We start from the raw sequence: 20,545 nt of genomic DNA on the forward strand, positions 1-20,545 counted from the left end.
TTAGCCTGCAAGATAATAAAAATGAATAATTAATATTTCTTACACCAAAACTAACATTAGTTAGTATATAATGATTCATAAGAGTCAAAATCCAACAGACTAGCAGACTATCAGACTAACAGACTAAATGCCTACCAGCCTTACCCCCAAACCTCTAACTTACCATTGGTCTATCATCAATCTTCTTATCTTTGATTCCTTATTATGACAATATGAAATATTTAGCTTTTGGATTAGCCTTGCTGCTTACTTTTCGCATTTCAGCACAAGACAGTATACCTTCTTTTATTCGCGACAGTCTGGATCTCTATGTAGAAAGAGCACTTAAGGCCTGGCATTTGCCGGGTTGTGCGATTGCTATCATCAAAGATGGAAAAGTAATTTTAGCAAAGGGTTATGGGGTAAGGGACATCCGCAGCGGAAAACCGGTCGATCAACATACATCGTTTATGATTGCCAGCAATTCTAAAGCCGTGACTGGAATGACTTTGGCCAAACTCGATGCAGAAAAGAAATTATCACTCGATGATAAAGTTATCAAGTGGTTGCCTGATTTTAAACTGTACGATCCGGAAGTAACAAAACTTGTTACCATTAAAGATATCGTGACCCATCGAATCGGATTTGAAACTTTTCAAGGTGACTTTGCACATTGGTCTACAACGACCAGCCGTACTGAAGTGATCCAAAAAATGGCCAATATAAAACCCCATTATGCATTTCGCGACAAATATGGCTATTGCAACGCAGGTTATAATGTTGCAGGTGAGATCATAAAAATGGCCAGCGGATTGTCCTGGGAAGATTACCTCCAGAAAAATTACTTTGATCCTCTTGATTTAAAAGATACCAAACCTCTCACAAGAGACTTTAGTAAAAGCGGGAATTATTGCCAGCCTCACACCTGGTATAAAGGCCAATTGATTGCACTTAAAATTCCCAACATTGATAATATGGCTCCTGCCACCGGCATCATCAGTTCAATAGCAGATTGGAGCAAATGGATTCAAATGATTTTAAACAATGGAACCTTGAATGGAAAAGAAATTTTACCGGCAGCCGCTATCCAAAAGAGTATGGAAGCTGTTTCTATTGTTGGGCCATTTCGTCATCGCTTGAATAAGGGTAATTTTTCATTATACGGTTTAGGTTGGAATTTAAACGACTATGATGGCAATAAGATGGTGTCCCATACTGGTGGGGCAGATGGTTTTGTAACATCCGTTAGTTTGTTTCCTAAAGAACAATTAGGGGTGATAATTTTGACGAATTCTGACCATAATGGATTTTTCCAAGCCATGAAATGGGAAATTATAGATGCATTTTTGGGATTGCCGTACCGGAATTACAACGAATCCTACCTCCAAAGAAGTTTAAAAGCTCAGGATGAAGATGATAAATGGTTAAAACAGGTGATTGATTCCGTAAATCAAAAGCATCCCACAAGTCTACCCTTAAAAGCCTACACCGGGAAATACAAAAACGAGGTCTATGGTTCTATGGAAATCAAATTAGTAGAAAACCAGTTAAAAGCATATTTCGAACACCATCCGGATCAATTTGCATTAATGGAGCATATGGGCAATGAACGATTTTTATGTACTTATAGCAATCCGACCCTTGGCATCAAGGTAACTCCTTTTACACTGAAAGGAAAAAAAGTAAAGTCAGTTGACATTCGTTGTGCCGATTTTGTGGATTATGAAATTTATAAATTCACAAAGCGTTGAAAATCAGCATTTAAAATCTTAATAAATTTCCCATAAATTTTTTAGACCGTTCGGAATATTTTTCTTTAGATTTGTGTCACCCATTATCTGGGTATTCTTCCCGCCATTATTCATAAACTCAAGCTGTGAATTCTATTCGCTATATTTTGTCATGGATGTTCTTATGCCTGTTGGTAAGTAATCTTACCAGCCAGAGTTTTGCATCCGTGATAAGACCTGAGATCGTTGGCGATCATATAGATACCTTCAGATATTTCAATTCAGATAGTCACCGTGATGATTTCAGACTCATTAAAACAACGCTTTACAAAAGAGTTGAAAAAATGCCTGTTTTCATAGGCTGCGAAATTGATTCCGATCCGGAAGAGTGTTCCAAAAAAAGACTCATTGATCTATTGTTTAACCACATTAAATATCCGGCGGAAGCTAAAAAACAAAGACTTCAGGGAGTTGTATTTGCCAAATTCGTGGTACGAACAGATGGCACCATTAGTAATGCCAGAATCGAAAGAGGCATTGGCGGAGGTTGTGATGAAGAAGTGCTGAGATTTATTAGTTTGTTGCCAAAATATACCCCGGGATACCAAGATGGCAAAGCGGTGCCCGTTCAAGTGACCCTGCCTGTGAAGTTTAGATTGATGAAATAAGCCAAAATTGCTCCCCAAATCGCTTAAAATCAATATTTTGTATATGATCACCAAGGGAAGCAGTGGTGTTGAATCCGTTTTGATTCATTAAGCTTTTGTTAGGCAATTTTTTGAAAAGGCCCTTATATAATCTCCCATTCAGCGCTTACCTTTGCAGCGATTTTTTAAAGCTTGTTGCCGAAATGCCTATGAAGCAGATTATTGTTTGGTTTTTAATGCTGGTGATATGTTCCGGTAGAATTATTGGACAAGTTTCTGACAATGAGACCAATAATATTTCGGAGTTGATGGTCCAGCATGAGGGTCATAACCATTCACATGATGGTCACGATCACAACGCACCAGGACATACCCATCTTCCTGCCGGCACGGTTGACCCGGTTGCCCATTCCACAGTTGATCATAAAGCAGGGGAAAAGCACGACAGTCATGCTTTTGACCCTAAAAGCACTGCTTTTCATCATATTTCGGATTTGAATGTTTACAGCATTGGCCCTTGGAATCTTCCTTTACCATGTATCCTATACGCACCAGCCAAAGGTTGGTCGTTTTTCTCTTCGGGTAAATTTGAAATTGATAACGCCCACCATGGAGATGGAAAAAAAGTCATTGATGGATATGTATTGAATCATGGAAGAGTGAATAGGATTGCAGGAAATTTTCCGGCTGGTTCATTTGAGGTTCAAGGCATAGCTCCAAAAAAGGTGATGATTGATGGCAAGGAGAAAGAACAGGATTTCGTGATGATCGACCAAAAAGAATATCCTTTAGAAAAACCAAGCACGGCAGACGCAGGATTGTTTGGCGGTGGAATTACCTCCTTTTACGATTTCTCCATTACTAAAAATGTATTCAGCATGTTTTTAGTGGTCCTCCTTTTAAGTTGGGCCTTTATTAGCATGGCAAATCGATATCAAAAACAAGCTGGCCAAGCTCCATCAGGTGCACAGTTATTGTTTGAACCACTCATCCTTTTTATACAAGATGAAGTAGCTAAACCTTTTTTAGGCGCAAAATGGGAGAAATTTATTCCACTGTTATTGGCTATATTTTTCTTTGTATTAGGATTGAATCTCTTCGGACAAATTCCTTTTTTGGGAGGGTCCAATGTAACCGGAAATTTATCGGTAACTATGGTACTTGCTTTAATAGCATTTATTGTGGTCAACTTAAACGGTAATAAACATTATTGGCAACATATATTCTGGATGCCTGGAATTCCGGCATGGGTAAAAACTATTTTGACTCCTGTCGAAATCTTGGGTGTATTTATTAAACCTTTGACTTTGATGCTCCGTCTTTTTGCGAATATTACAGCGGGACACATGGCTATTCTGATCTTCATTAGTTTGATTTTCATATTTGGAAATTCTGGTGAAAGCACAGGCGCAGGTTTGGGGGCCTCCATAGGTTCCGGATTGCTTACTGTATTTATGATGTCGATAGAATTATTGGTGGCTTTGATTCAGGCTTTTGTATTTACACTGTTGACAGCATCTTATATAGGTGCAGCTACAGAAGAACATGCACACGCAGAACACCATCATCATTAATTTAATTTTGGAAACTATTTATTCATATATAAAACAATAATTATGGGAGGTTCAATTGCTGCTATTGGTATGGGTTTGGCTGCTATCGGCGCCGGAATTGGCGTGGGTAGCATTGGTGGTAAGGCTTTAGAGTCTATAGCTCGTCAACCTGAGGCATTGGGAGATATCCGTGCCAACATGATCCTTACGGCTGCCCTTGTTGAAGGTGCTGCTTTGATTGCGATCCTGTTTTCTTACCTCGTAGCGTAAAAATTTTTTCGAAGGTCACCTGGCGGTTGGCTAAGGAACCTTCGTTTTTTTTCATTATTTAATTGAGGAATACATGTTACCTGATTTTATAAACGTACTCATACTGGATTTTTCACCTTTGAAACCAGACTTCGGTTTGCTGTTCTGGTCGACTGTTTTCTTTTGTTTATTTTGGTTTCTGGTTGGAAAAATGGCGTTTAAGCCCATCGTCAAAGCACTCAAAGATCGCCAGGAAGACATTCGAATTGCTTTGGATTCTGCAAAGCAGGCAAGAATTGAAATGTCGAATCTTAAATCTGAAAACGAAAGAGTTTTGGCAGAAGCCCGCGAAGAAAAAATGCTCATCATAAAGATGCCAAAGAGTCTGCGACATTGCTGGTTGCGGAAGCTCGAGAAAAAGCAAAAGAAGAAGCCCAAAGAATCTTGCAACAGACAAAACAAGACATTGAGAACGCAAAAATGGCAGCAATGGTCGATGTAAAAAATGAAATTGGAGTCATGGCTTTACAAATAGCCGAAAAAGTAATTCGCAAACAATTGGCCGACCAACCTGCACAAATGGAGTATGTAAATAAACTCATGGATGAGGTCAAAATGAATTAAAAAGGATCCACAAGATTAATCATATGTCACAACTGCAAATATCACATCGTTACGCAAAATCACTGATCGACCTATCCAACGATCAAAAGGAATTGGAAAAGGTCTATGAAGATGTTTTGACGATCGCAGAGGTGTGTAAGAATGTTGAATTCACAGCTATGCTAAAAAGTCCTATCGTTCATACTGATAAGAAATTAGCCATCATGAAAAGCTTGTTTGAGGGAAAAGTACAAAAACTCAGCTTGCAATTTATTCAATTGTTGGTATCTAAAAGTAGAGAGGGCTTATTGGATTCCATCAGTAAAGCTTTTATTGAGCAATACAAAGAAATCAAAAAAATAAAATCGGCTACGCTCATTACGGCAAAAGAATTGAACGAGTCTGAGTTAAATACCATCAAAAGTAAATTTAGTTTTTGGCTCAAAGAGGGTGAAACAATGGAGTTGTCGCAAAAAGTAGACACGAAACTCATCGGTGGCTTTATATTAGAAATGGGCGATAAAAATTATGACACCAGCATCAAAAGACAATTGAACGAACTGAAAGAAAATTTGTACGATACGAGTTATATCAGTTTAGTCGAGAGACGATAGGATAATAGATTATAGATAAAAGAATATAGATTATGGATTATAGTGAATAGAGTAAAGATGAATTATGAAATTATCTAAAATTTACAACTTACAACCAGCATCTAACAACTAACAACCAACAACCAACAACCAGCATCTAACAACTAACAACTAAATTATGGTATCAATAAGACCCGAAGAAATTTCAGCGATTCTGAAACAACAAATTTCAGGAACCAACAGCGCAGCAAGTTTGGAAGAAGTAGGAACCGTGCTCCAGGTAGGAGATGGTATCGCCCGCGTATATGGTTTGACCAATGCACAGTCCGGAGAACTTGTTGAATTTGAAACAGGTGTACAGGCTATTGTCTTGAACCTTGAATTGGATAACGTCGGTGTAGTTTTGATGGGATCGTGGGACGGAATCAAAGAAGGTTCAAAAGTTAGACGCACCGGCAAAATTGCATCCATTGAAGTTGGTGAAGGTATGTTAGGACGCGTTGTAAATCCATTGGGTGTACCCATCGACGGAAAAGGTCCGATCGGTGGTGTTCGATATGAAATGCCTATCGAGCGCAAAGCTCCCGGGGTTATTTTCAGACAACCTGTAAACGAACCTCTTCAAACAGGTATCAAACCTATCGATTCGATGATTCCAATTGGTAGAGGCCAGCGTGAATTGATCATTGGCGACCGTCAGACAGGTAAAACGGCAATTGCTTTAGATACCATTATCAATCAAAAAGAATTTTACGATCGCGGTGAGCCCGTATATTGTATTTATGTAGCTTCCGGGCAAAAATCTTCAACGGTAGCAAAAGTGGCACGTACGCTTGAAGAATATGGGGCAATGCCTTATACGGTAATTGTTTCTGCTTCAGCTGCAGATCCGGCGCCATTGCAGTTTTATGCTCCTTTCGCGGGTGCAGCCATTGGCGAATTTTTCCGCGATACTGGACGCCCGGCATTGGTAATCTATGATGATCTTTCTAAGCAAGCCGTTGCCTATCGCGAAGTTTCATTGTTGTTGCGTAGACCTCCCGGACGTGAAGCTTATCCAGGGGATGTATTCTACCTTCACTCGCGTTTGCTGGAGCGCGCAGCCAAAATTTTGAACAACGACGAGATTGCAAGAAATATGAACGACTTACCGGAGTCTTTAAAAAAGGCTGGTATCGTTAAAGGTGGTGGATCATTAACCGCTTTGCCAATTATCGAAACACAAGCCGGTGACGTTTCTGCTTATATTCCAACAAACGTTATTTCAATTACAGACGGTCAGATCTTTTTGGAATCTGCTTTATTCAATGCAGGAATCCGTCCTGCGATTAACGTAGGTATTTCTGTATCGCGCGTAGGTGGAAATGCACAGATTAAATCAATGAAAAAAGTATCGGGTACTTTAAAACTCGATCAGGCAGTATACCGTGAATTGGAAGCATTTTCTAAATTCGGTTCTGATCTTGATGCAGCTACTAAAGCGGTGTTGGACAAAGGCAAACGCAACGTTGAAATTTTGAATCAGCCACAATACAGTCCGGTAGCAGTTGAAAAACAAGTGGCCATCATTTACTTGGGCACTTCCAATTTATTAAAAGATGTTCCTGTTGATAAAGTGAAGGATTTTGAAAATGTTTTTCTTACCACCTTGGAACAAAAACATCCAAACATTCTTGAGAATTTGAGAAAAGGTAATCTTTTAGATGAGGATTTAAAAACCATGCGGGAAGTATCAAACGACCTTTCTTCACAGTACAGAGTGAAAGCTTAATCTTTCGGATTTCATCAAATAATGAACAGGTATGGCAGCTAATTTAAAAGAAGTAAGAAACCGCATTAAATCGGTGATTTCAACGCAGCAAATCACAAAAGCCATGAAAATGGTATCTGCTGCTAAACTTCGCAAAGCACAGCAGGCCATTCAACAAATGCGTCCATATTCAAATAGGTTGAATATTACTTTGAGTCATATCATGTCAGGAGGAGATGCAGGACAGGGATTATCATTTGGTAAGGCTACCGAAATGAAAAAGCCCTTGGTTGTGGTTGTGACTTCAGATCGCGGATTGTGTGGTGCTTTTAATTCCAACATTCTTAAGACTGCCTCTACATATGTTAAGGATCATTATTCAAAAGTCTATGAAGATGGCAATTTGAGTTTGTTGTTTATTGGTAAAAAAGGGTTTGATTATTTTAGAAGAAGATTTCCAAAAGCACAATTGATCGACAAGTATATTTCCCTCTATAACCTGCCCAATTTTAATAACATTGCAGCCTTAGCGGATCAAATAATGACCGAATTTTCAGGTGGTCAATACGATCAGGTTGAAATATATTATGGACGATTCAAAAATGCGGGTACACAATTTCCGGAACGCGAACAATATTTGCCCGTAAGTAAGATCAGTGGAGAATCAGCTGATACTTCCAAAATGCAAGCCGATTATATTTTTGAACCGAATCAGCAGCAATTACTGGAGGAATTGATTCCTTCGATTCTGCAAACGCAATTATTTAAATGCGTTTTGGACACACAAGCATCTGAACACGGCGCTAGAATGACCGCAATGGACAAAGCCACCGAAAACGCAGAAGACATGCTTGGCGAATTGCGCATAAACTACAACAAAGCCCGTCAGGAAACCATCACTAAGGAACTTTCGGAGATTGTTGGAGGTGCAGCGGCATTAGCAGGATAGTTGCGTTTTTAAATAAAGTCTTCTGGGTTTATCGCAAGAAATTCCTCCCAAGGTATTCCAAATTTAGAAATGCTAATGGATTTGTGGGGTTTGAATTTTTGCTTAAAAGTGGACAGACTTTTCATATTGTTATGTTTGCCGACTTTAACTTCAAAGGCTATGGTTTTACCCTGGAACTGAAAAATAAAATCCACTTCATCATTTCCATCTCGCCAATAATATACTTTAGATCCAAATTGTCTTGAATGATTGATGAGTATTGATCCAATTGAGGATTCAACAAGTCTTCCCCAAAAATCTGAGTTGGGATCACGGTTTTTAAATTGAGTGTTGTGTAAAGCAGTCATCAATGCTGTATTATGGACTTGCAATTTTGGAGATGAGTTTTTTTGTTTTAGCATGTTTGATGAATATTTGGCCAATCCACCCACCATGCCTGCTGAATCTAATAAATTCAAATAGTGAGCCAATGTTGTAGTATTTCCAGCATTGTCAAGTTGGCCTATCATTTTGTTATAAGAAACGATTTGCCCTGAATACAAACAAGATAACTCAAAGAGTTTTTTTAAAAGAGCAGGTTTATCCACTCTCGTCATCGAAAGGATATCTTTATTGATACTGGGTTCGATTAAAGAGTGAATAATGTAGTTTTTCCATCTACTTTCATCCGAGATCAGACCAGCTGAACCCGGATATGAGCCGAACCAAAGGTATTGAATTGGAGAAAAACCGAATGCAAGATTCATTTCTCTGTACGTCCAGTGACCCATATACATGAGTTCATACCTGCCTGCAAGCGACTCACTTAAACCTTGTTGAATAAGTAGTCTGGAAGATCCCAATGCAATTAACTTAATGGGAATTCCATTCTGGGTATCTTCATCCCAATTTTTTTGAGAGCATTAAACCAATTAGAGATTTTTTGAATTTCATCGATAACCAAAAGAAATTCTGAAGCATTGCTGTTCTTTTGTCGTATTCTAGCCAATTCCCATTGTTGGTCAATCCAAGTTGTATCCTCAGAAAAACCGGCATCAGCAGAAGCACTTAAAAATCCATGCTTGTATTGTTCCAAAAACTGACCCACCATTGTTGATTTTCCTACTTGTCTAGGTCCAACTATGACTTGAATAAATTTCCTTGGTCCATTTAATCTATTACTAAGTATATGTATATGAGCTCTTTGTAACATAAATACAGACCGATTCTAAATATTGAACAAAATTACTCAATATATTGAGTAATTTTACTCAATATATTGAGTAAAATATTATTAAGATGCCAATAATCATAATTAAATAGTTGATAATCAATATATTAAATAATTATTTTAACAAGCCAAATCCCGGCCTTATGTTGCAATTGCAAAAAATATATCCCATATTTTGGATACTTGAGCAGTATTTCTTTTGCCATATGTCCGTTCATAAGGACTTGTCCATTTGAATCAAATAAGGTCCAGTTTTTTATTTCAGTTTTAGAAGTAATCAAATAAGAATCTGATGATTTTTGAATATTTAAACCACTTTCAGTTTCAATATTTGTATTTCTGTTCGGAATTTGATATTTCCCAATCTTAAACTTAATACTGTTATCGTTCAAATCTTGCCAACAGGCATAAAAACTGGAATTTGCAAAAGCTATATCTGGGGATGACTGGTGCCCATTTGTTACCGAATTTATCCGCTGCGTGTTTATAGATAGATTCGAAAAAGCCCCATCTGTAAAGTGACTAAAAAAAATATCCATATTGCTTACCAATTCGCCCCAAACGATTCCAACCGTATCCTTGAAACCCGACATTCTCGGATAGCTTTGTTGCAAATTTCTGCCTTGCTGATGCGTTAATGCAAAAAACCCATCCACATTTTGAGTGTTTAAGTTTAAGCGACTGTAAAATGCTTTTGTACTACCTGTCCTTCCTGTAGTCCAGGTGGTATGCAAAAATGAATCTGCAAAAAATCCATCTCCTCCGGTCGATGGACAACTATGTAGCAACCAATCTGCAGTATCTAACTCTGCCGTAATATCGTAACTCTTCCCATTATTTAGGGAAACAGCCGCGGTCATATTGCGAATATTATTCCGGTTATTTCTATAAAACACAGCTATGCGATCTGCATCAGTTTCCATACTTACCGGGCAACAATCACAAGCTTCGCCTTTTGTTTTATCTGTGACTTCAGTATAAGGGTCAAATGTATCACCGAAATCGTTTGAACGGATGCTCACATATGCGGGCTCGCTCCAATCTGTTTTAAATCGCATATAACTCACAATGGGTTGTTGGTTTGCATCCATGGCAACCCCTGGAAATCTGCAATAAAATCCTTGTGGATCCACCACCGGAATTGGAGGTGTAAATGTTTTTCCATAGTCATTGGATCTCAGTAAATAAATCTTACCCATTTCGGCAGGGTCCTCTTTAAAAACGATATATACCATATTGTCCTGACCGGCAATCTCCGTACTTGCCCAGCTGGTGATAAAGGCTTTGCGGGTACCAATATCCAATGTTTGTGGGGCATCTAAAAGATCATTCTCCCATAAAGCATATTGTATGCTTTGATTTTGTTCATGACCCCAAATGAGAATACCTTTTTGACTGCCTAATGCCAGGAGTCTTGGTCGGGTTGTGCTCCCCGATGTATTCATTTGGATAATCTGTTCACCCGACCAGTTAAGCGTTTGCGCCGAATGCTGAGATATCTGACAAAAAACTAAGATCATCAAACAAAAGATTGAATTTTGCATAGCTGCATTTTTGATTTAAAAATTAAATATAGCTAATTCATAATTGAAATCTTGTAAGCTTGCTAGATAGTTTCCCTTAATTTAACAAGAAGACCATCCGCCGATAAATCATAAATCTTATCATTACTTTCAATTTTCGGCTTAGTTTTTGCACAATTAGCTTCAAATGAAGGCTATTATTCCCGTTGCCGGGGCAGGAACGAAGCTCAGGCCGCTTACCTATACCCAGCCCAAGCCATTAATTCCAGTGGCTGGCAAGCCTATTATTGCTTATATCTTAGATCAACTCATCGAAGCCGGGATTAAGGAATATGTTTTTATTCTGGGTTATCTGGGTGAAAAGATCAGGGAGTATCTGGAGGAACATTATAAGGGTATTATTAAACATTATGTCTCCCAAAATGAACGCGAGGGTCTTGGGCATGCTATTTTTCTTTGCCGGGATATTTTAAAGGATGATGACGAGGTACTGATCCAGTTAGGCGATACCATCCTTGACATAGATATGAATGTACTTCAGAATTCTAAGGTGAATACCCTGGCCGTGCGAAAAGTTGACGACCCCAGAAATTTCGGAGTTGTTGAATTGGACGATAATGGGCTTATTGAAAAACTTATTGAGAAGCCTCAATTTCCGCGCTCAAATCTCGCTATTGTCGGCTTATACCTCATTAAGGAATGGAAAAAACTTTTAAGCTGCCTGGAAAGTAATATGCGGACTGGACGTAAAACTAAAGGCGAGTTTCATCTTACAGATGGTCTGATGTGCATGCTCGAAAATAAAAGCCGTTTTGAGGTCATGGAAGTAAGGAATTGGTTCGACTGCGGAAGAAAAGAGATTTTACTTTCGACCAATGCCATTATGCTGGCTCGAAAACCATTAGATAAATCCATCCTACAATATGAGGGCACTATTTTTATTCAACCGGTAAGTATCGGACAAAATTGCCAAATCAAACATTCCATAATTGGTCCAAATGTATCCATTGGCGATAACAGTCAAATTACCAATTCAATACTAAAAGATGATATTATAGGCAATTTTACCAGCCTTGAAGACGTTGTATTGCAGCATTCAATCATTGGAAATGATGCTGTCATTAAAGGAAGATTTCAAAGTTTTAACATAGGTGATAATACTGAAATCGACATGATATAAAGCTTTCGTATTTTCATTGCTATATTAATAAATCTAATTCTTATTGAATTTTCCTGCAAGACGTAGAGGTTCCGGTGCTTCATGAATTAATATGTATTTTTGCGATTGTTTACAAAAAGGAATTAAGATTACATGCATTTATCACCATTCATTTTCAATAAGCAGTGTTATAGATTTATTTACGCAATGCTTGCTTTTGCTTTAATTTCTTGTTCAAAAAAGGATGAATGTCCACCGGATGAAATATTGGGAAATTTGAGTTTGGATGTGAACTCGGTGGCGTACTTACCCTACAATAACATCCGATTTTTGGAGTTTGTAGATGCCGGAGCTCAGAATACTGCCACTTTATACGATCCACAAAGTTTGATTCGCGATACTTCAAGAACTATCGTTGAAAATATCTGTATTGAAGAAGAAATGCGTGCAGACCGTTATTATCTTGCTGAACATTTAACGATCAACTATTACGATCTGGATACTTCGCGAAAGCTTCGCATCATTGGAAATATTGGAATCGTTGAAGACGGACTCGCAAAAACCTCAGAACCTTTAGACCCTGTATTGTACGATGAATTAAAATTAACAGTGCACCGAACGAACCCCAGTGTGAGTGGTGCTGTGGCATCTATATCATTTGTAGCGTCCAATCGGGGAAACACAGCCAGATTTAGTGATACATTGCTTTCTAAGCAAAACCGGTATTTGTTGATACCATCAGTTCAAATCAATGATTCAGTTTACTCAGATGTTTATGAATACAGAAACAGAGACAGCATTTATTTTTATTTCAAACCTTCTGTTGGCATCGTCGCATTCAGAACCATCGACAATAAATGGTGGAATCTGCACAAGAAATATTAAATCTATGATTATCTGTATTTAGACTGCAATCTAAAAATTGAAGGGAGATTCATAGTTTGAGATCCAACTTAGTCATAAAGTAATATTAAATCATTTTATCATCTACGCTATGCTTTCGAAAATCAGTAATTTAAAATCGAAAGTTTAAAAAGATACTTTCTGCGACATACAATCTAATCCTGATTCCAAAATATATCATTCCTTTTTAACAACGGGAGGCCTTTCATACTGGCAACAAGCATGTAATTTTTTATAGGTATCATCTGAAGCTCTATACACATCACTGTCATACCCCGCGAGTGCTACGCGTTTTAAAACATCGGAACTATTCGTTTTGACACTATCATAAGAGATCTTTGCCAATTTGGTTTCATTATCCCATTCAGCATTTACTTTGTTTTTTAGTTTAGCAGCTTTTTCAATTCGCTTTTTACACATATTACAATTGCCATAAACTCTTACCACTTCCGATTTCTCATTTTGAATTTGAGCGACTAAGGGGTTAGTTCCGGTAAGGCCCAATAAAACCGGAAAGAATATGCAGATTAACTTTTTCATTCTTTAACTTATTTAAATATAAAACAATGAAAAAGTAAGGAAGTTCCACAATGATCAGATAACAGGCAATCACTTCGATTTAAAAATGAAATATACGGCCAGCACTAGAAAACAAAACCCAATAATATGGTTTGTCCGTATGGTTTCATTTTTAAAAACGAGTAGCGTAAATCCCGAAAAAACCAATAAGGTAATTACCTCCTGAATCACTTTAAGTTCTACCAGACTAAACGGCCCGCCATTTCCCTGATATCCTATTTTATTAGCTGGAACCTGGAAGCAATATTCAAAAAATGCAATAGCCCAGCTGATGAGTATAATAACGGGTAATCCGAACTTACTAAATGTTTTCCATTCTGCAAATTTCAAATGCCCGTACCAGGCTAATGTCATGAACACATTCGAAAGTGTAAGGAGTAAAATGGTGTAAAATATTTTCATAAATCAAAATTGCTATTTCGATGGAAAGATATTAAATATGTAAGGTACATAGAGTCATACATATCTTTTATCCCGCAGATTGCGCAAATTAATATTGGATTTGAATGCAAATATTTAGGAATTATAAAAAGAATAATTAATATATTAATTGCGGCATTTAATAAAAATGTATGGCAATTGAATAAGTGTAGAACCAATTAATAAATAATTTATTTACATTAACTGCATATTTTGAAACATCCTTTTTAATTAATGAATAAGGTAATGACAGAAAATGAAGTTTCGTATAAAATACGTGGTCCCATTTTTAAGGTCTACAATTCGTTGGGTCCCGGTTTGCTTGAATCTTCATATGAAGCCGCATTAAAGTATGAGCTTCAAAAGGAAGGACTAATCGTTAAGCAACAAGTCGCATTGCCAGTCATTTATGATAATCTTCATATGGAAATTGGATATAGGATTGATTTGTTGGTTGAAGGCAAAGTGATTGTTGAAATTAAGTCGATTGAAAACCTGGCTGAAGTCCGCCACAAGCAAGTCATTACATATTTACGGTTATCTGGTAAAAAACTCGGTATACTTGTGAATTTCAATTGCACTGAAATTTCAAAATCAATTTTCCGCAAAGTCAATTTCTTATGATAGTGGAATTTATCTGCATAGTATCTGCGCGATCAGCGGGAAACCAATCCTTCCATAAGTGGACTCCAAAAAAAAAACCTGCAACATTTCTATCGCAGGGTTTAAATATTAGTTTTAATAATCTATTTAACGAACTGCTATTTTATAATTGACTCCGCTGAAAGTCACAGTTCCGTTTTGATTTGGAGAAGCTTGTATACTGTGCATGATTCCCGCTACATGAGGGGAGGCCATAGACGTACCGCTCATGGTCGCATATCCGCCATTCTTATAAGTGGAGTATACAGAAGATCCGGTGGTGATCCAATCTATAGGTGGAGCCCCAAAGTTGGAGAATGATGACCAGGCTTTTGCACAAGTCATTGATGCAATAGTGTGAATGTTTGTTGCATTTACACAAGCCGGAGAATACAAACTTGCATTCGCAGAACTATTGCCTGCAGCCAATGCAATCCGGGTTCCTGCATTGCTTAAATTGGTTAATGCAGTTTTATAGCTTGAATTAGTTGCGCAATTGCTACCCCAATAACCTCCTAAACTCATGTTCAAAACATCTCCGGCTTCATCATAAGTTGCAATATGATTCAAACCATTTAGAATTTTGGATGTTTGGCCTGACCCTTGGCAATTCAAGACTCTTACGGGAACAACTGGCGCTCCTGCAGAAACACCAATCACTCCTATGGTATTATCCTTTGCAGCTGCAGTTCCTGCAACATGTGTACCGTGACCATGGCAATCGTCTGGAGTTCCGCCTACAAATGATTTTGCATAAGTCGAATTGGTCACTACATTTAAATCCGGATGATCAAGATCGATACCGGTATCAGCTATCCAAATCCATTTTGTTGATGTTGATCCATCCGCAGAACCGCCAGCATTGGTAATGCCGCAAGGCAGGGTTTGTGCGCGCGATTTAATGCCACTATCTTCAATAGTAATATCCGGTAAACGGACTTCCATGTCTTGTTCGATGAATTCTACCATCGGGTTTTTCAACAATATTGCCAACTGTGTCTTGTCAAGTTTAAGTGCAACTCCATAAAACACTTCTGAATAGTAATCAGTGATTTGGGTGGCAGGAATACCTGATGGTATCATTAATTTATGAACCTGTTCTTGGAAATAAGACAATTTCCTTGATGAAACAGATTCAGCTTCTTCGCGTGAGACGGAAGTCATCACGCCGGTGTAATCTTTCATGAAGATTGATTTGAACATCACGATGTAACTTCCTTCAACGACATTGCTTGAAGGAATGAGCAATGGGGCGATGCTTGATTCAGCAACTTCCTTTTGGCAAGCTGTTATCAACATCAGGATTGCAGCAAATGCTGATGCAATTTTAATGTTTGAATTTTTCATAAGCATAAAATATTGTTTTGAGGTTTAACGAATTCAAAGATAAAGTAATTATAAAACTTCAACAATACCTAGTAAAAATATTAGTTTGAAATCTTAAAAATTATTCCATTCCTTCCAACATAGGCACAAACCGAAAATCTCCAAATCGCTCTTCCCTGGTTTCAGTCTCAGTAATCTTGGTAATCCTTAGCATTTCTTGAAAACTTCCTTTGTTTAATGGAATCACCAGGCAACCGCCGTTCTTGAGTTGACGGATTAAATCATTTGGGATCATGGGAGCAGCTGCTGTAACGAGGATCTTGTCGAAAGGAGCAAACATGGGCAAACCTTTGAAGCCGTCCCCATAAAATGTGCGGATCCCTTTATACCCCAGTTCGCTTAAAAGTTGAGTGGTCTTTAAATACAAGGGTTTGTGACGTTCAATGGAATAAACTTTAGCCCCCAGTTCAAATAAAATGCTGGCCTGGTAACCGCTGCCCAAACCAATTTCCAGAATTTTATCCTTGGCTTCCACTTTTAACAGCGCCGTTTGGAAGGCTACCGTGTAAGGCTGAGAGATCGTTTGTTCGCAATCTATGGGAAATGCGTTATCCTTATAAGCCCATTCTTCAAATGCTTTGTCCAAAAACAAGTGACGTGGTACTTTTGCCAATGCTGCCAGAACTCGCTCGTCAGTAATACCTTTTCCTTTAATTTCATCGATCAGTTGGTTTCTTAATCCTTTGTGCCGGTAGGTATCCTGAAGTTTTCGCATGGGACAAATATATATAATATTTATTTAATATGTTTTTTTGTTTGAATTGTTGCGTTTTTGCCAAATCTTTGCGGTATATTAGAATACAATGTATAACATCAGATTTGGAACAGACGGGTGGAGGGCCATTATCGCCAAGGACTTCACCGTTGAAAATGTAAACCGCGTCGCAGAAGCAAGTTGTAAATGGTTAAAACAACGAGGATTTCATAAAGTCGTCATCGGACACGATTGTCGATTTGGTGGTCAAATGTTTTTGGAAGAAATTGCTTGTACTTTTGCAAACGAAGGCATTCAATGTTTGATTGCCAGGGGATTTGTTAGTACTCCTATGGTTTCTTTGGGCGTTTTACAAAATGCGGCTCATTTGGGTGTTGTCATTACTGCTAGTCACAATCCTGCTTCCTACAATGGCTATAAATTAAAGTCTTCCTTGGGTGGTCCGCTCTTGCCGAAAGGTATAGCGGAAATCGAAGCGTTAATACCTGCAGAGGCCAAATTAAGGGAAATGGATTTTGAATCGTGTTTGAAAAATGGATTGATCGAATACATCGATTTAGAAGCCGCTTATATCCACCATGTTCAAAGTCATTTTGATTTGCAAAAAATACGAACGAATGTTAGTTTAGCCTACGATGCTATGTATGGTGCTGGTCAAAATGTGATGAAACAGATATACCCGGAAATGGTTCCATTTCATTGCCATTACAATCCGGGTTTCGAGAACCTGCCTCCTGAACCCATCGAGCGCAATTTACAGGAGATCATGAAATTCCTTGCAAAACATCCCGGCCAATTTATTGGTGTAGCCAATGATGGTGATGCAGATAGACTTGCTTTCATCGATTCAAAGGGCAACATGGTGGACTCCCATCATGTTTTGTTGTTGCTCTTGTATTATCTGGTTGTTTATAAAAAGCAAACCGGAGCAGTTGTGGTCAGCTTTTCAGTGACCAATAAATTAAAAAAATTGGCAGACCATTTTGGATTAGAATGCATCATTACTAAAATTGGTTTTAAATATATTGCTGAATACATGACCACAAAGGAAGTGCTTGTGGGCGGAGAAGAATCTGGCGGGTTGGCCATTAAAGGACATATCCCTGAGCGGGATGGTATATGGATCGCATTGACCTTGCTGCAATATATTGCGGAAACAGGCAAAACTCTTGAAGAATTAATTGATGAAGTTTATCAAATTGTGGGTCCCTTTTATTATGATCGCTGGGATCTTTCCCTTTCTGAATATCAAATAAATTTAGTGAAGGAGTCGCTCCATAATGGAATTTCAGAATGGGGAAACCAAAAAGTACTTATAGAAGAAAATCTGGATGGTTATAAATATCATTTTCAAAATGATCGCTGGTTGCTGATTCGAACTTCAGGCACAGAACCGGTATTGCGAATTTATGCGCAGGCCGAAAATAAACAGGAAGTTTTGAATTTACTCAATCAGGCAAGGGCAGTCCTGAAGGTCTAATCATGGCTGTATGCGGAATATTATCCTCTAAATATTCTTCTCCCATACATTCAAAACCAAATGATTCATAAAACGGAATCAAATAAGATTGTGCCGAAATTTTAACGGCTGTGTCTGGAAAAAAACTTTCACTATATGCAAGGCTTTGTTTCATGATTAATTTTCCCGCACCGGTCCTTCTGAAATTTTTGTGGCTGACCACACGGCCTATAGAACTGTAGCCATCATAAGAAATGCCCGGCGGAACTAATCTGCTCCCGGCTACGATCTGTTCTCCCTGTTTCCCGATTACATGGTAACAATGGGGATCTTTTCCATCCAAATCCTGATAAGGGCAATTTTGTTCTAATACAAATACTTCAAGTCGCAGCTGTATGATACCATAAAGCTCATCGAGTTTAAGTTGATTGAAATGTTTTACAATGATTTCCAAGACAGGGCGAAAATAATGAGATATTTCATTTTAATGGAAATTCTGATTAAAACTTGAGAGTCTTCTCATGATAGAAGGGAAAATGATTATCTAAAATCTCAAGCATAAAAATTTCTTAACTCAATAATATTCCTCATCCTGCCAATCCTATAAATCCTCAAATCTTAGTCTATCTTAGTTAAGAACACCGGTGCCATTTGTATTTTTAGACTATTGTCTGTAAGCTGTTTCAATTCTTTGGTTTTCCAGTTCATAAGCATGATATGGAACTGTTTTTCTTCCGGATCAGATCGGTTAAAGGCCAGCCATTGTCCATCCGGACTCCAGTCATGCCAACCATCGGCATGATCGCTCTCCAAAACCTTCCATCGCTTGCTTCCATCAGGTGTAACTCCAAAAATACCATGCTTGCCATCTTGTTTAGAAATATAGCTAATGAAGTTTTCAGTGGGATGCCAACGGGCTGCACCGGCTTTGTATCCATAGTCTTTGAATGAAATATTATCTTTTGGATACTCGGTAAGTTTTCGGACATGACTTCCATCCGAATTCATAATGTAAAGCTCTTCAGTTTCATTGCGGTCTCTTTTGTTTTTCTTGTAAGTATATACAATGTACTTTCCATCATTTGAGAACAGTGGGTCTCTGAAATATGCAGCAGTGTCTTTTGTCAATTGTGTAAATGTTCCCGTTTGTGTGTTGATTAAAAACAACTGATGTCTGATGTCTTTTCCAATGCGTCCGGTAACAATCATTTCATCGCCATTGTTTCGACTCCCCATCCAGCTGTCTTCGAGTCGCAGATTGCTGATTTTGCGAACATGGGCACCATCCGGATTCATTTCATATAAATAATAATTCCGGTAAGCACTGTCGCGGTCGCTTATAAAGAACAAACGATTGTCAAAGGCATAATAGGTCCATGCAACATCTTTGTGTTGAGTGAGGTTTTTTTTATCGCCGCCATCCATGTTCATGATCATAATTTCCCAGTCATCGGCGGTCGTATCCAAAGTACGAATGTTGTAGGCTATCAGATAGGGATTTTCTTTATTTGATATTGATTGCGTCATACACGGCAAAGAGGTCAAACAGAACAAAAATGCGATGCTTAAAAGATTAAAAAATTTCATATTTTTTAAATTTGGTTAAATGCAGCTTTTTTTTTTTGCAAAGAAATACAGGAACAGCGAAATGGATTTGTAAAAAATTGACCTCAGCCAACTGCAACGTAATTCGTAAAATCGCTGTGAAGTTTTCGATATTGTTTCGGACTAAATCCCGAGAATAACTTAAACTCATGATGAAAATGAGCTAGATCGTAATAACCGCATTGCATCGCAATTTCAGACCAGGTTTTGAGCGGGTCTTCTTCCGCAAAATGAATGGCTTTCTGAAAGCGGATGATTTTCATGTATTGTTTAGGACTCATTCCAACATGCTCCATAAAGATCTTGATGAAATGGCGGTGCGAAAATCCTACCTTTTGAGTTAGTTTTTCAATGGTAAATGGTTCAGGGGATTGGGTGATACATTGAATTGAATAGTCTATAAATGGATTTTGGACCAAAGGATGAATATGGTAATTTAAAAAATGGCTTTCCATTTTCGCAAACATTTGTTCAGCATCCACACATGCTAACAACAGGTCTCGCAAGCTTTGAATTTCGGAGTTTAGTGCCAGTTCAGCATCTACCGTTAAATTTGTAAACGCATGCAACGGAGCTTTTATAAATGGATAAGATTTTCCTTTATGAAAATTGACAACAATCATCTCCTGTTCAAGTCCGGAAGGAATCGTAATGGACTGATTTCTTATTCCTGAAAACCAGATTCTTTTGCAGGATTGGATTTCTTTTAAACTTACATTGTCGTAAATGGACTTCGGTGTTTCAGTGAGGTCAATTACGAGATAGGTATTTCCGTCCGGAAAAAAGCGATCCAATTGATGATCCGGTATATAATCTTTGTAATAGAGAAAATGATCGATAAATAAATCCAGCGGTGCTGCAGGCTTATGTATTTTTAAGATCATTAGTGCA

Annotated in this window: 19 protein-coding genes and 2 pseudogenes; 12 read left to right on the forward strand and 9 right to left on the reverse strand. The window is 38.1% G+C overall.

Going from position 1 to position 20,545, the window contains the following annotated elements:
- The first annotated feature begins 212 nt into the window (after positions 1-212).
- The 8 genes and pseudogenes from IPM92_10585 to atpG all read left to right on the forward strand — a co-directional run bounded on the left by IPM92_10585 (position 213) and on the right by atpG (position 8,053).
- Positions 213-1,730, forward strand: coding sequence for a serine hydrolase (locus IPM92_10585; protein ID MBK9108788.1), 1,518 nt, complete (start codon positions 213-215; stop codon positions 1,728-1,730).
- Between the two features lie 125 nt (positions 1,731-1,855).
- Positions 1,856-2,377, forward strand: a complete 522-nt coding sequence (locus IPM92_10590) for an energy transducer TonB (protein ID MBK9108789.1) — start codon at positions 1,856-1,858, stop codon at positions 2,375-2,377.
- 287 nt (positions 2,378-2,664) lie between these two features.
- Positions 2,665-3,930 carry a F0F1 ATP synthase subunit A gene (atpB, locus tag IPM92_10595; protein ID MBK9108790.1) on the forward strand — a complete coding sequence of 422 codons (1,266 nt, stop codon included), beginning with the start codon at positions 2,665-2,667 and terminating at the stop codon, positions 3,928-3,930.
- 42 nt (positions 3,931-3,972) lie between these two features.
- Positions 3,973-4,179: an ATP synthase F0 subunit C gene (atpE, locus tag IPM92_10600; protein ID MBK9108791.1), complete on the forward strand. Its 207-nt coding sequence runs from the start codon at positions 3,973-3,975 to the stop codon at positions 4,177-4,179.
- Positions 4,180-4,267: 88 nt separating this feature from the next.
- Positions 4,268-4,782 (forward strand): annotated as a pseudogene (gene atpF, locus IPM92_10605) (F0F1 ATP synthase subunit B).
- 23 nt (positions 4,783-4,805) lie between these two features.
- A complete protein-coding gene (atpH, locus tag IPM92_10610) occupies positions 4,806-5,375 on the forward strand; it encodes an ATP synthase F1 subunit delta (GenBank protein ID MBK9108792.1) in 570 nt (189 codons plus the stop codon).
- A 157-nt stretch (positions 5,376-5,532) separates the two neighbouring features.
- Positions 5,533-7,125, forward strand: coding sequence for a F0F1 ATP synthase subunit alpha (locus IPM92_10615; protein MBK9108793.1), 1,593 nt, complete (start codon positions 5,533-5,535; stop codon positions 7,123-7,125).
- A 31-nt stretch (positions 7,126-7,156) separates the two neighbouring features.
- Positions 7,157-8,053 (forward strand): ATP synthase F1 subunit gamma, encoded by an 897-nt coding sequence (atpG, locus tag IPM92_10620; protein MBK9108794.1) that lies wholly within the window; start codon positions 7,157-7,159, stop codon positions 8,051-8,053.
- Between the two features lie 8 nt (positions 8,054-8,061).
- Here the strand turns inward: atpG and IPM92_10625 are convergent.
- Together IPM92_10625 and IPM92_10630 are read right to left on the reverse strand one after the other, a co-directional pair.
- Positions 8,062-9,245, reverse strand: a pseudogene (locus tag IPM92_10625) (ATP-binding protein).
- A 125-nt stretch (positions 9,246-9,370) separates the two neighbouring features.
- Positions 9,371-10,807: a T9SS type A sorting domain-containing protein gene (locus tag IPM92_10630; protein MBK9108795.1), complete on the reverse strand. Its 1,437-nt coding sequence runs from the start codon at positions 10,805-10,807 to the stop codon at positions 9,371-9,373.
- 166 nt (positions 10,808-10,973) lie between these two features.
- Between IPM92_10630 and IPM92_10635 the strand changes: the two genes are divergently transcribed.
- Both IPM92_10635 and IPM92_10640 read left to right on the forward strand, forming a co-directional pair.
- The gene (locus IPM92_10635) at positions 10,974-11,966 is read left to right on the forward strand and encodes an NTP transferase domain-containing protein (GenBank protein MBK9108796.1); all 993 of its coding nucleotides are present in this window, start codon (positions 10,974-10,976) and stop codon (positions 11,964-11,966) included.
- Between the two features lie 132 nt (positions 11,967-12,098).
- Positions 12,099-12,830, forward strand: a complete 732-nt coding sequence (locus tag IPM92_10640; protein ID MBK9108797.1) for a hypothetical protein — start codon at positions 12,099-12,101, stop codon at positions 12,828-12,830.
- 195 nt (positions 12,831-13,025) lie between these two features.
- Here the strand turns inward: IPM92_10640 and IPM92_10645 are convergent, their stop codons facing one another.
- Positions 13,026-13,388: a hypothetical protein gene (locus IPM92_10645; protein MBK9108798.1), complete on the reverse strand. Its 363-nt coding sequence runs from the start codon at positions 13,386-13,388 to the stop codon at positions 13,026-13,028.
- Positions 13,389-13,457: 69 nt separating this feature from the next.
- Complete coding sequence (locus tag IPM92_10650; GenBank protein MBK9108799.1) at positions 13,458-13,829, reverse strand: DMT family protein; 372 nt, start codon at positions 13,827-13,829, stop codon at positions 13,458-13,460.
- 264 nt (positions 13,830-14,093) lie between these two features.
- On the opposite strand from IPM92_10650, the gene IPM92_10655 reads away from it, so the two are divergent.
- Positions 14,094-14,471: a GxxExxY protein gene (locus IPM92_10655; GenBank protein MBK9108800.1), complete on the forward strand. Its 378-nt coding sequence runs from the start codon at positions 14,094-14,096 to the stop codon at positions 14,469-14,471.
- A gap of 126 nt (positions 14,472-14,597) precedes the next feature.
- Here the strand turns inward: IPM92_10655 and IPM92_10660 are convergent, their stop codons facing one another.
- Together IPM92_10660 and IPM92_10665 are read right to left on the reverse strand one after the other, a co-directional pair.
- On the reverse strand, positions 14,598-15,836 hold the full coding sequence (locus tag IPM92_10660; GenBank protein ID MBK9108801.1) for a S8 family serine peptidase: 1,239 nt from the start codon (positions 15,834-15,836) through the stop codon (positions 14,598-14,600).
- 100 nt (positions 15,837-15,936) lie between these two features.
- Entirely contained in the window at positions 15,937-16,590 is a 654-nt protein-coding gene (locus tag IPM92_10665) for a protein-L-isoaspartate(D-aspartate) O-methyltransferase (GenBank protein MBK9108802.1), read from the reverse strand.
- An 88-nt stretch (positions 16,591-16,678) separates the two neighbouring features.
- Here IPM92_10665 and IPM92_10670 point away from each other — a divergent pair, with 88 nt between their 5' ends.
- A complete protein-coding gene (locus IPM92_10670; protein MBK9108803.1) occupies positions 16,679-18,070 on the forward strand; it encodes a phosphoglucomutase/phosphomannomutase family protein in 1,392 nt (463 codons plus the stop codon).
- Here the strand turns inward: IPM92_10670 and IPM92_10675 are convergent.
- The 3 genes from IPM92_10675 to IPM92_10685 form a co-directional block, all read right to left on the reverse strand.
- A complete protein-coding gene (locus IPM92_10675) occupies positions 18,039-18,503 on the reverse strand; it encodes a GNAT family N-acetyltransferase (GenBank protein MBK9108804.1) in 465 nt (154 codons plus the stop codon). The two genes, IPM92_10670 and IPM92_10675, sit on opposite strands and share 32 nt — an antisense overlap.
- Positions 18,504-18,667: 164 nt before the next feature.
- Positions 18,668-19,636: a PD40 domain-containing protein gene (locus IPM92_10680; protein ID MBK9108805.1), complete on the reverse strand. Its 969-nt coding sequence runs from the start codon at positions 19,634-19,636 to the stop codon at positions 18,668-18,670.
- An 83-nt stretch (positions 19,637-19,719) separates the two neighbouring features.
- On the reverse strand, positions 19,720-20,538 hold the full coding sequence (locus IPM92_10685) for a helix-turn-helix transcriptional regulator (GenBank protein ID MBK9108806.1): 819 nt from the start codon (positions 20,536-20,538) through the stop codon (positions 19,720-19,722).
- Positions 20,539-20,545 lie beyond the last annotated feature (7 nt).

The sequence above is a fragment of the Saprospiraceae bacterium genome (assembly GCA_016719615.1).
In the GTDB taxonomy this organism is placed as follows: domain Bacteria; phylum Bacteroidota; class Bacteroidia; order Chitinophagales; family Saprospiraceae; genus Vicinibacter.

Bases quoted from the DNA above. Each gene is read 5' to 3' on its own strand.
- IPM92_10615 (MBK9108793.1), top strand. From the start codon at position 5,533: ATGGTATCAATAAGACCCGAAGAAATTTCAGCGATTCTGAAACAACAA.
- IPM92_10680 (MBK9108805.1), bottom strand. From the start codon at position 19,636: ATGAAATTTTTTAATCTTTTAAGCATCGCATTTTTGTTCTGTTTGACC.
- IPM92_10630 (MBK9108795.1), bottom strand. From the start codon at position 10,807: ATGCAAAATTCAATCTTTTGTTTGATGATCTTAGTTTTTTGTCAGATA.
- IPM92_10655 (MBK9108800.1), top strand. From the start codon at position 14,094: ATGACAGAAAATGAAGTTTCGTATAAAATACGTGGTCCCATTTTTAAG.
- IPM92_10685 (MBK9108806.1), bottom strand. From the start codon at position 20,538: ATGATCTTAAAAATACATAAGCCTGCAGCACCGCTGGATTTATTTATC.
- IPM92_10650 (MBK9108799.1), bottom strand. From the start codon at position 13,829: ATGAAAATATTTTACACCATTTTACTCCTTACACTTTCGAATGTGTTC.
- IPM92_10665 (MBK9108802.1), bottom strand. From the start codon at position 16,590: ATGCGAAAACTTCAGGATACCTACCGGCACAAAGGATTAAGAAACCAA.
- IPM92_10585 (MBK9108788.1), top strand. From the start codon at position 213: ATGAAATATTTAGCTTTTGGATTAGCCTTGCTGCTTACTTTTCGCATT.
- atpG (MBK9108794.1), top strand. From the start codon at position 7,157: ATGGCAGCTAATTTAAAAGAAGTAAGAAACCGCATTAAATCGGTGATT.
- atpH (MBK9108792.1), top strand. From the start codon at position 4,806: ATGTCACAACTGCAAATATCACATCGTTACGCAAAATCACTGATCGAC.
- atpE (MBK9108791.1), top strand. From the start codon at position 3,973: ATGGGAGGTTCAATTGCTGCTATTGGTATGGGTTTGGCTGCTATCGGC.
- atpB (MBK9108790.1), top strand. From the start codon at position 2,665: ATGGTCCAGCATGAGGGTCATAACCATTCACATGATGGTCACGATCAC.
- IPM92_10645 (MBK9108798.1), bottom strand. From the start codon at position 13,388: ATGAAAAAGTTAATCTGCATATTCTTTCCGGTTTTATTGGGCCTTACC.
- IPM92_10670 (MBK9108803.1), top strand. From the start codon at position 16,679: ATGTATAACATCAGATTTGGAACAGACGGGTGGAGGGCCATTATCGCC.
- IPM92_10640 (MBK9108797.1), top strand. From the start codon at position 12,099: ATGCATTTATCACCATTCATTTTCAATAAGCAGTGTTATAGATTTATT.
- IPM92_10660 (MBK9108801.1), bottom strand. From the start codon at position 15,836: ATGAAAAATTCAAACATTAAAATTGCATCAGCATTTGCTGCAATCCTG.
- IPM92_10635 (MBK9108796.1), top strand. From the start codon at position 10,974: ATGAAGGCTATTATTCCCGTTGCCGGGGCAGGAACGAAGCTCAGGCCG.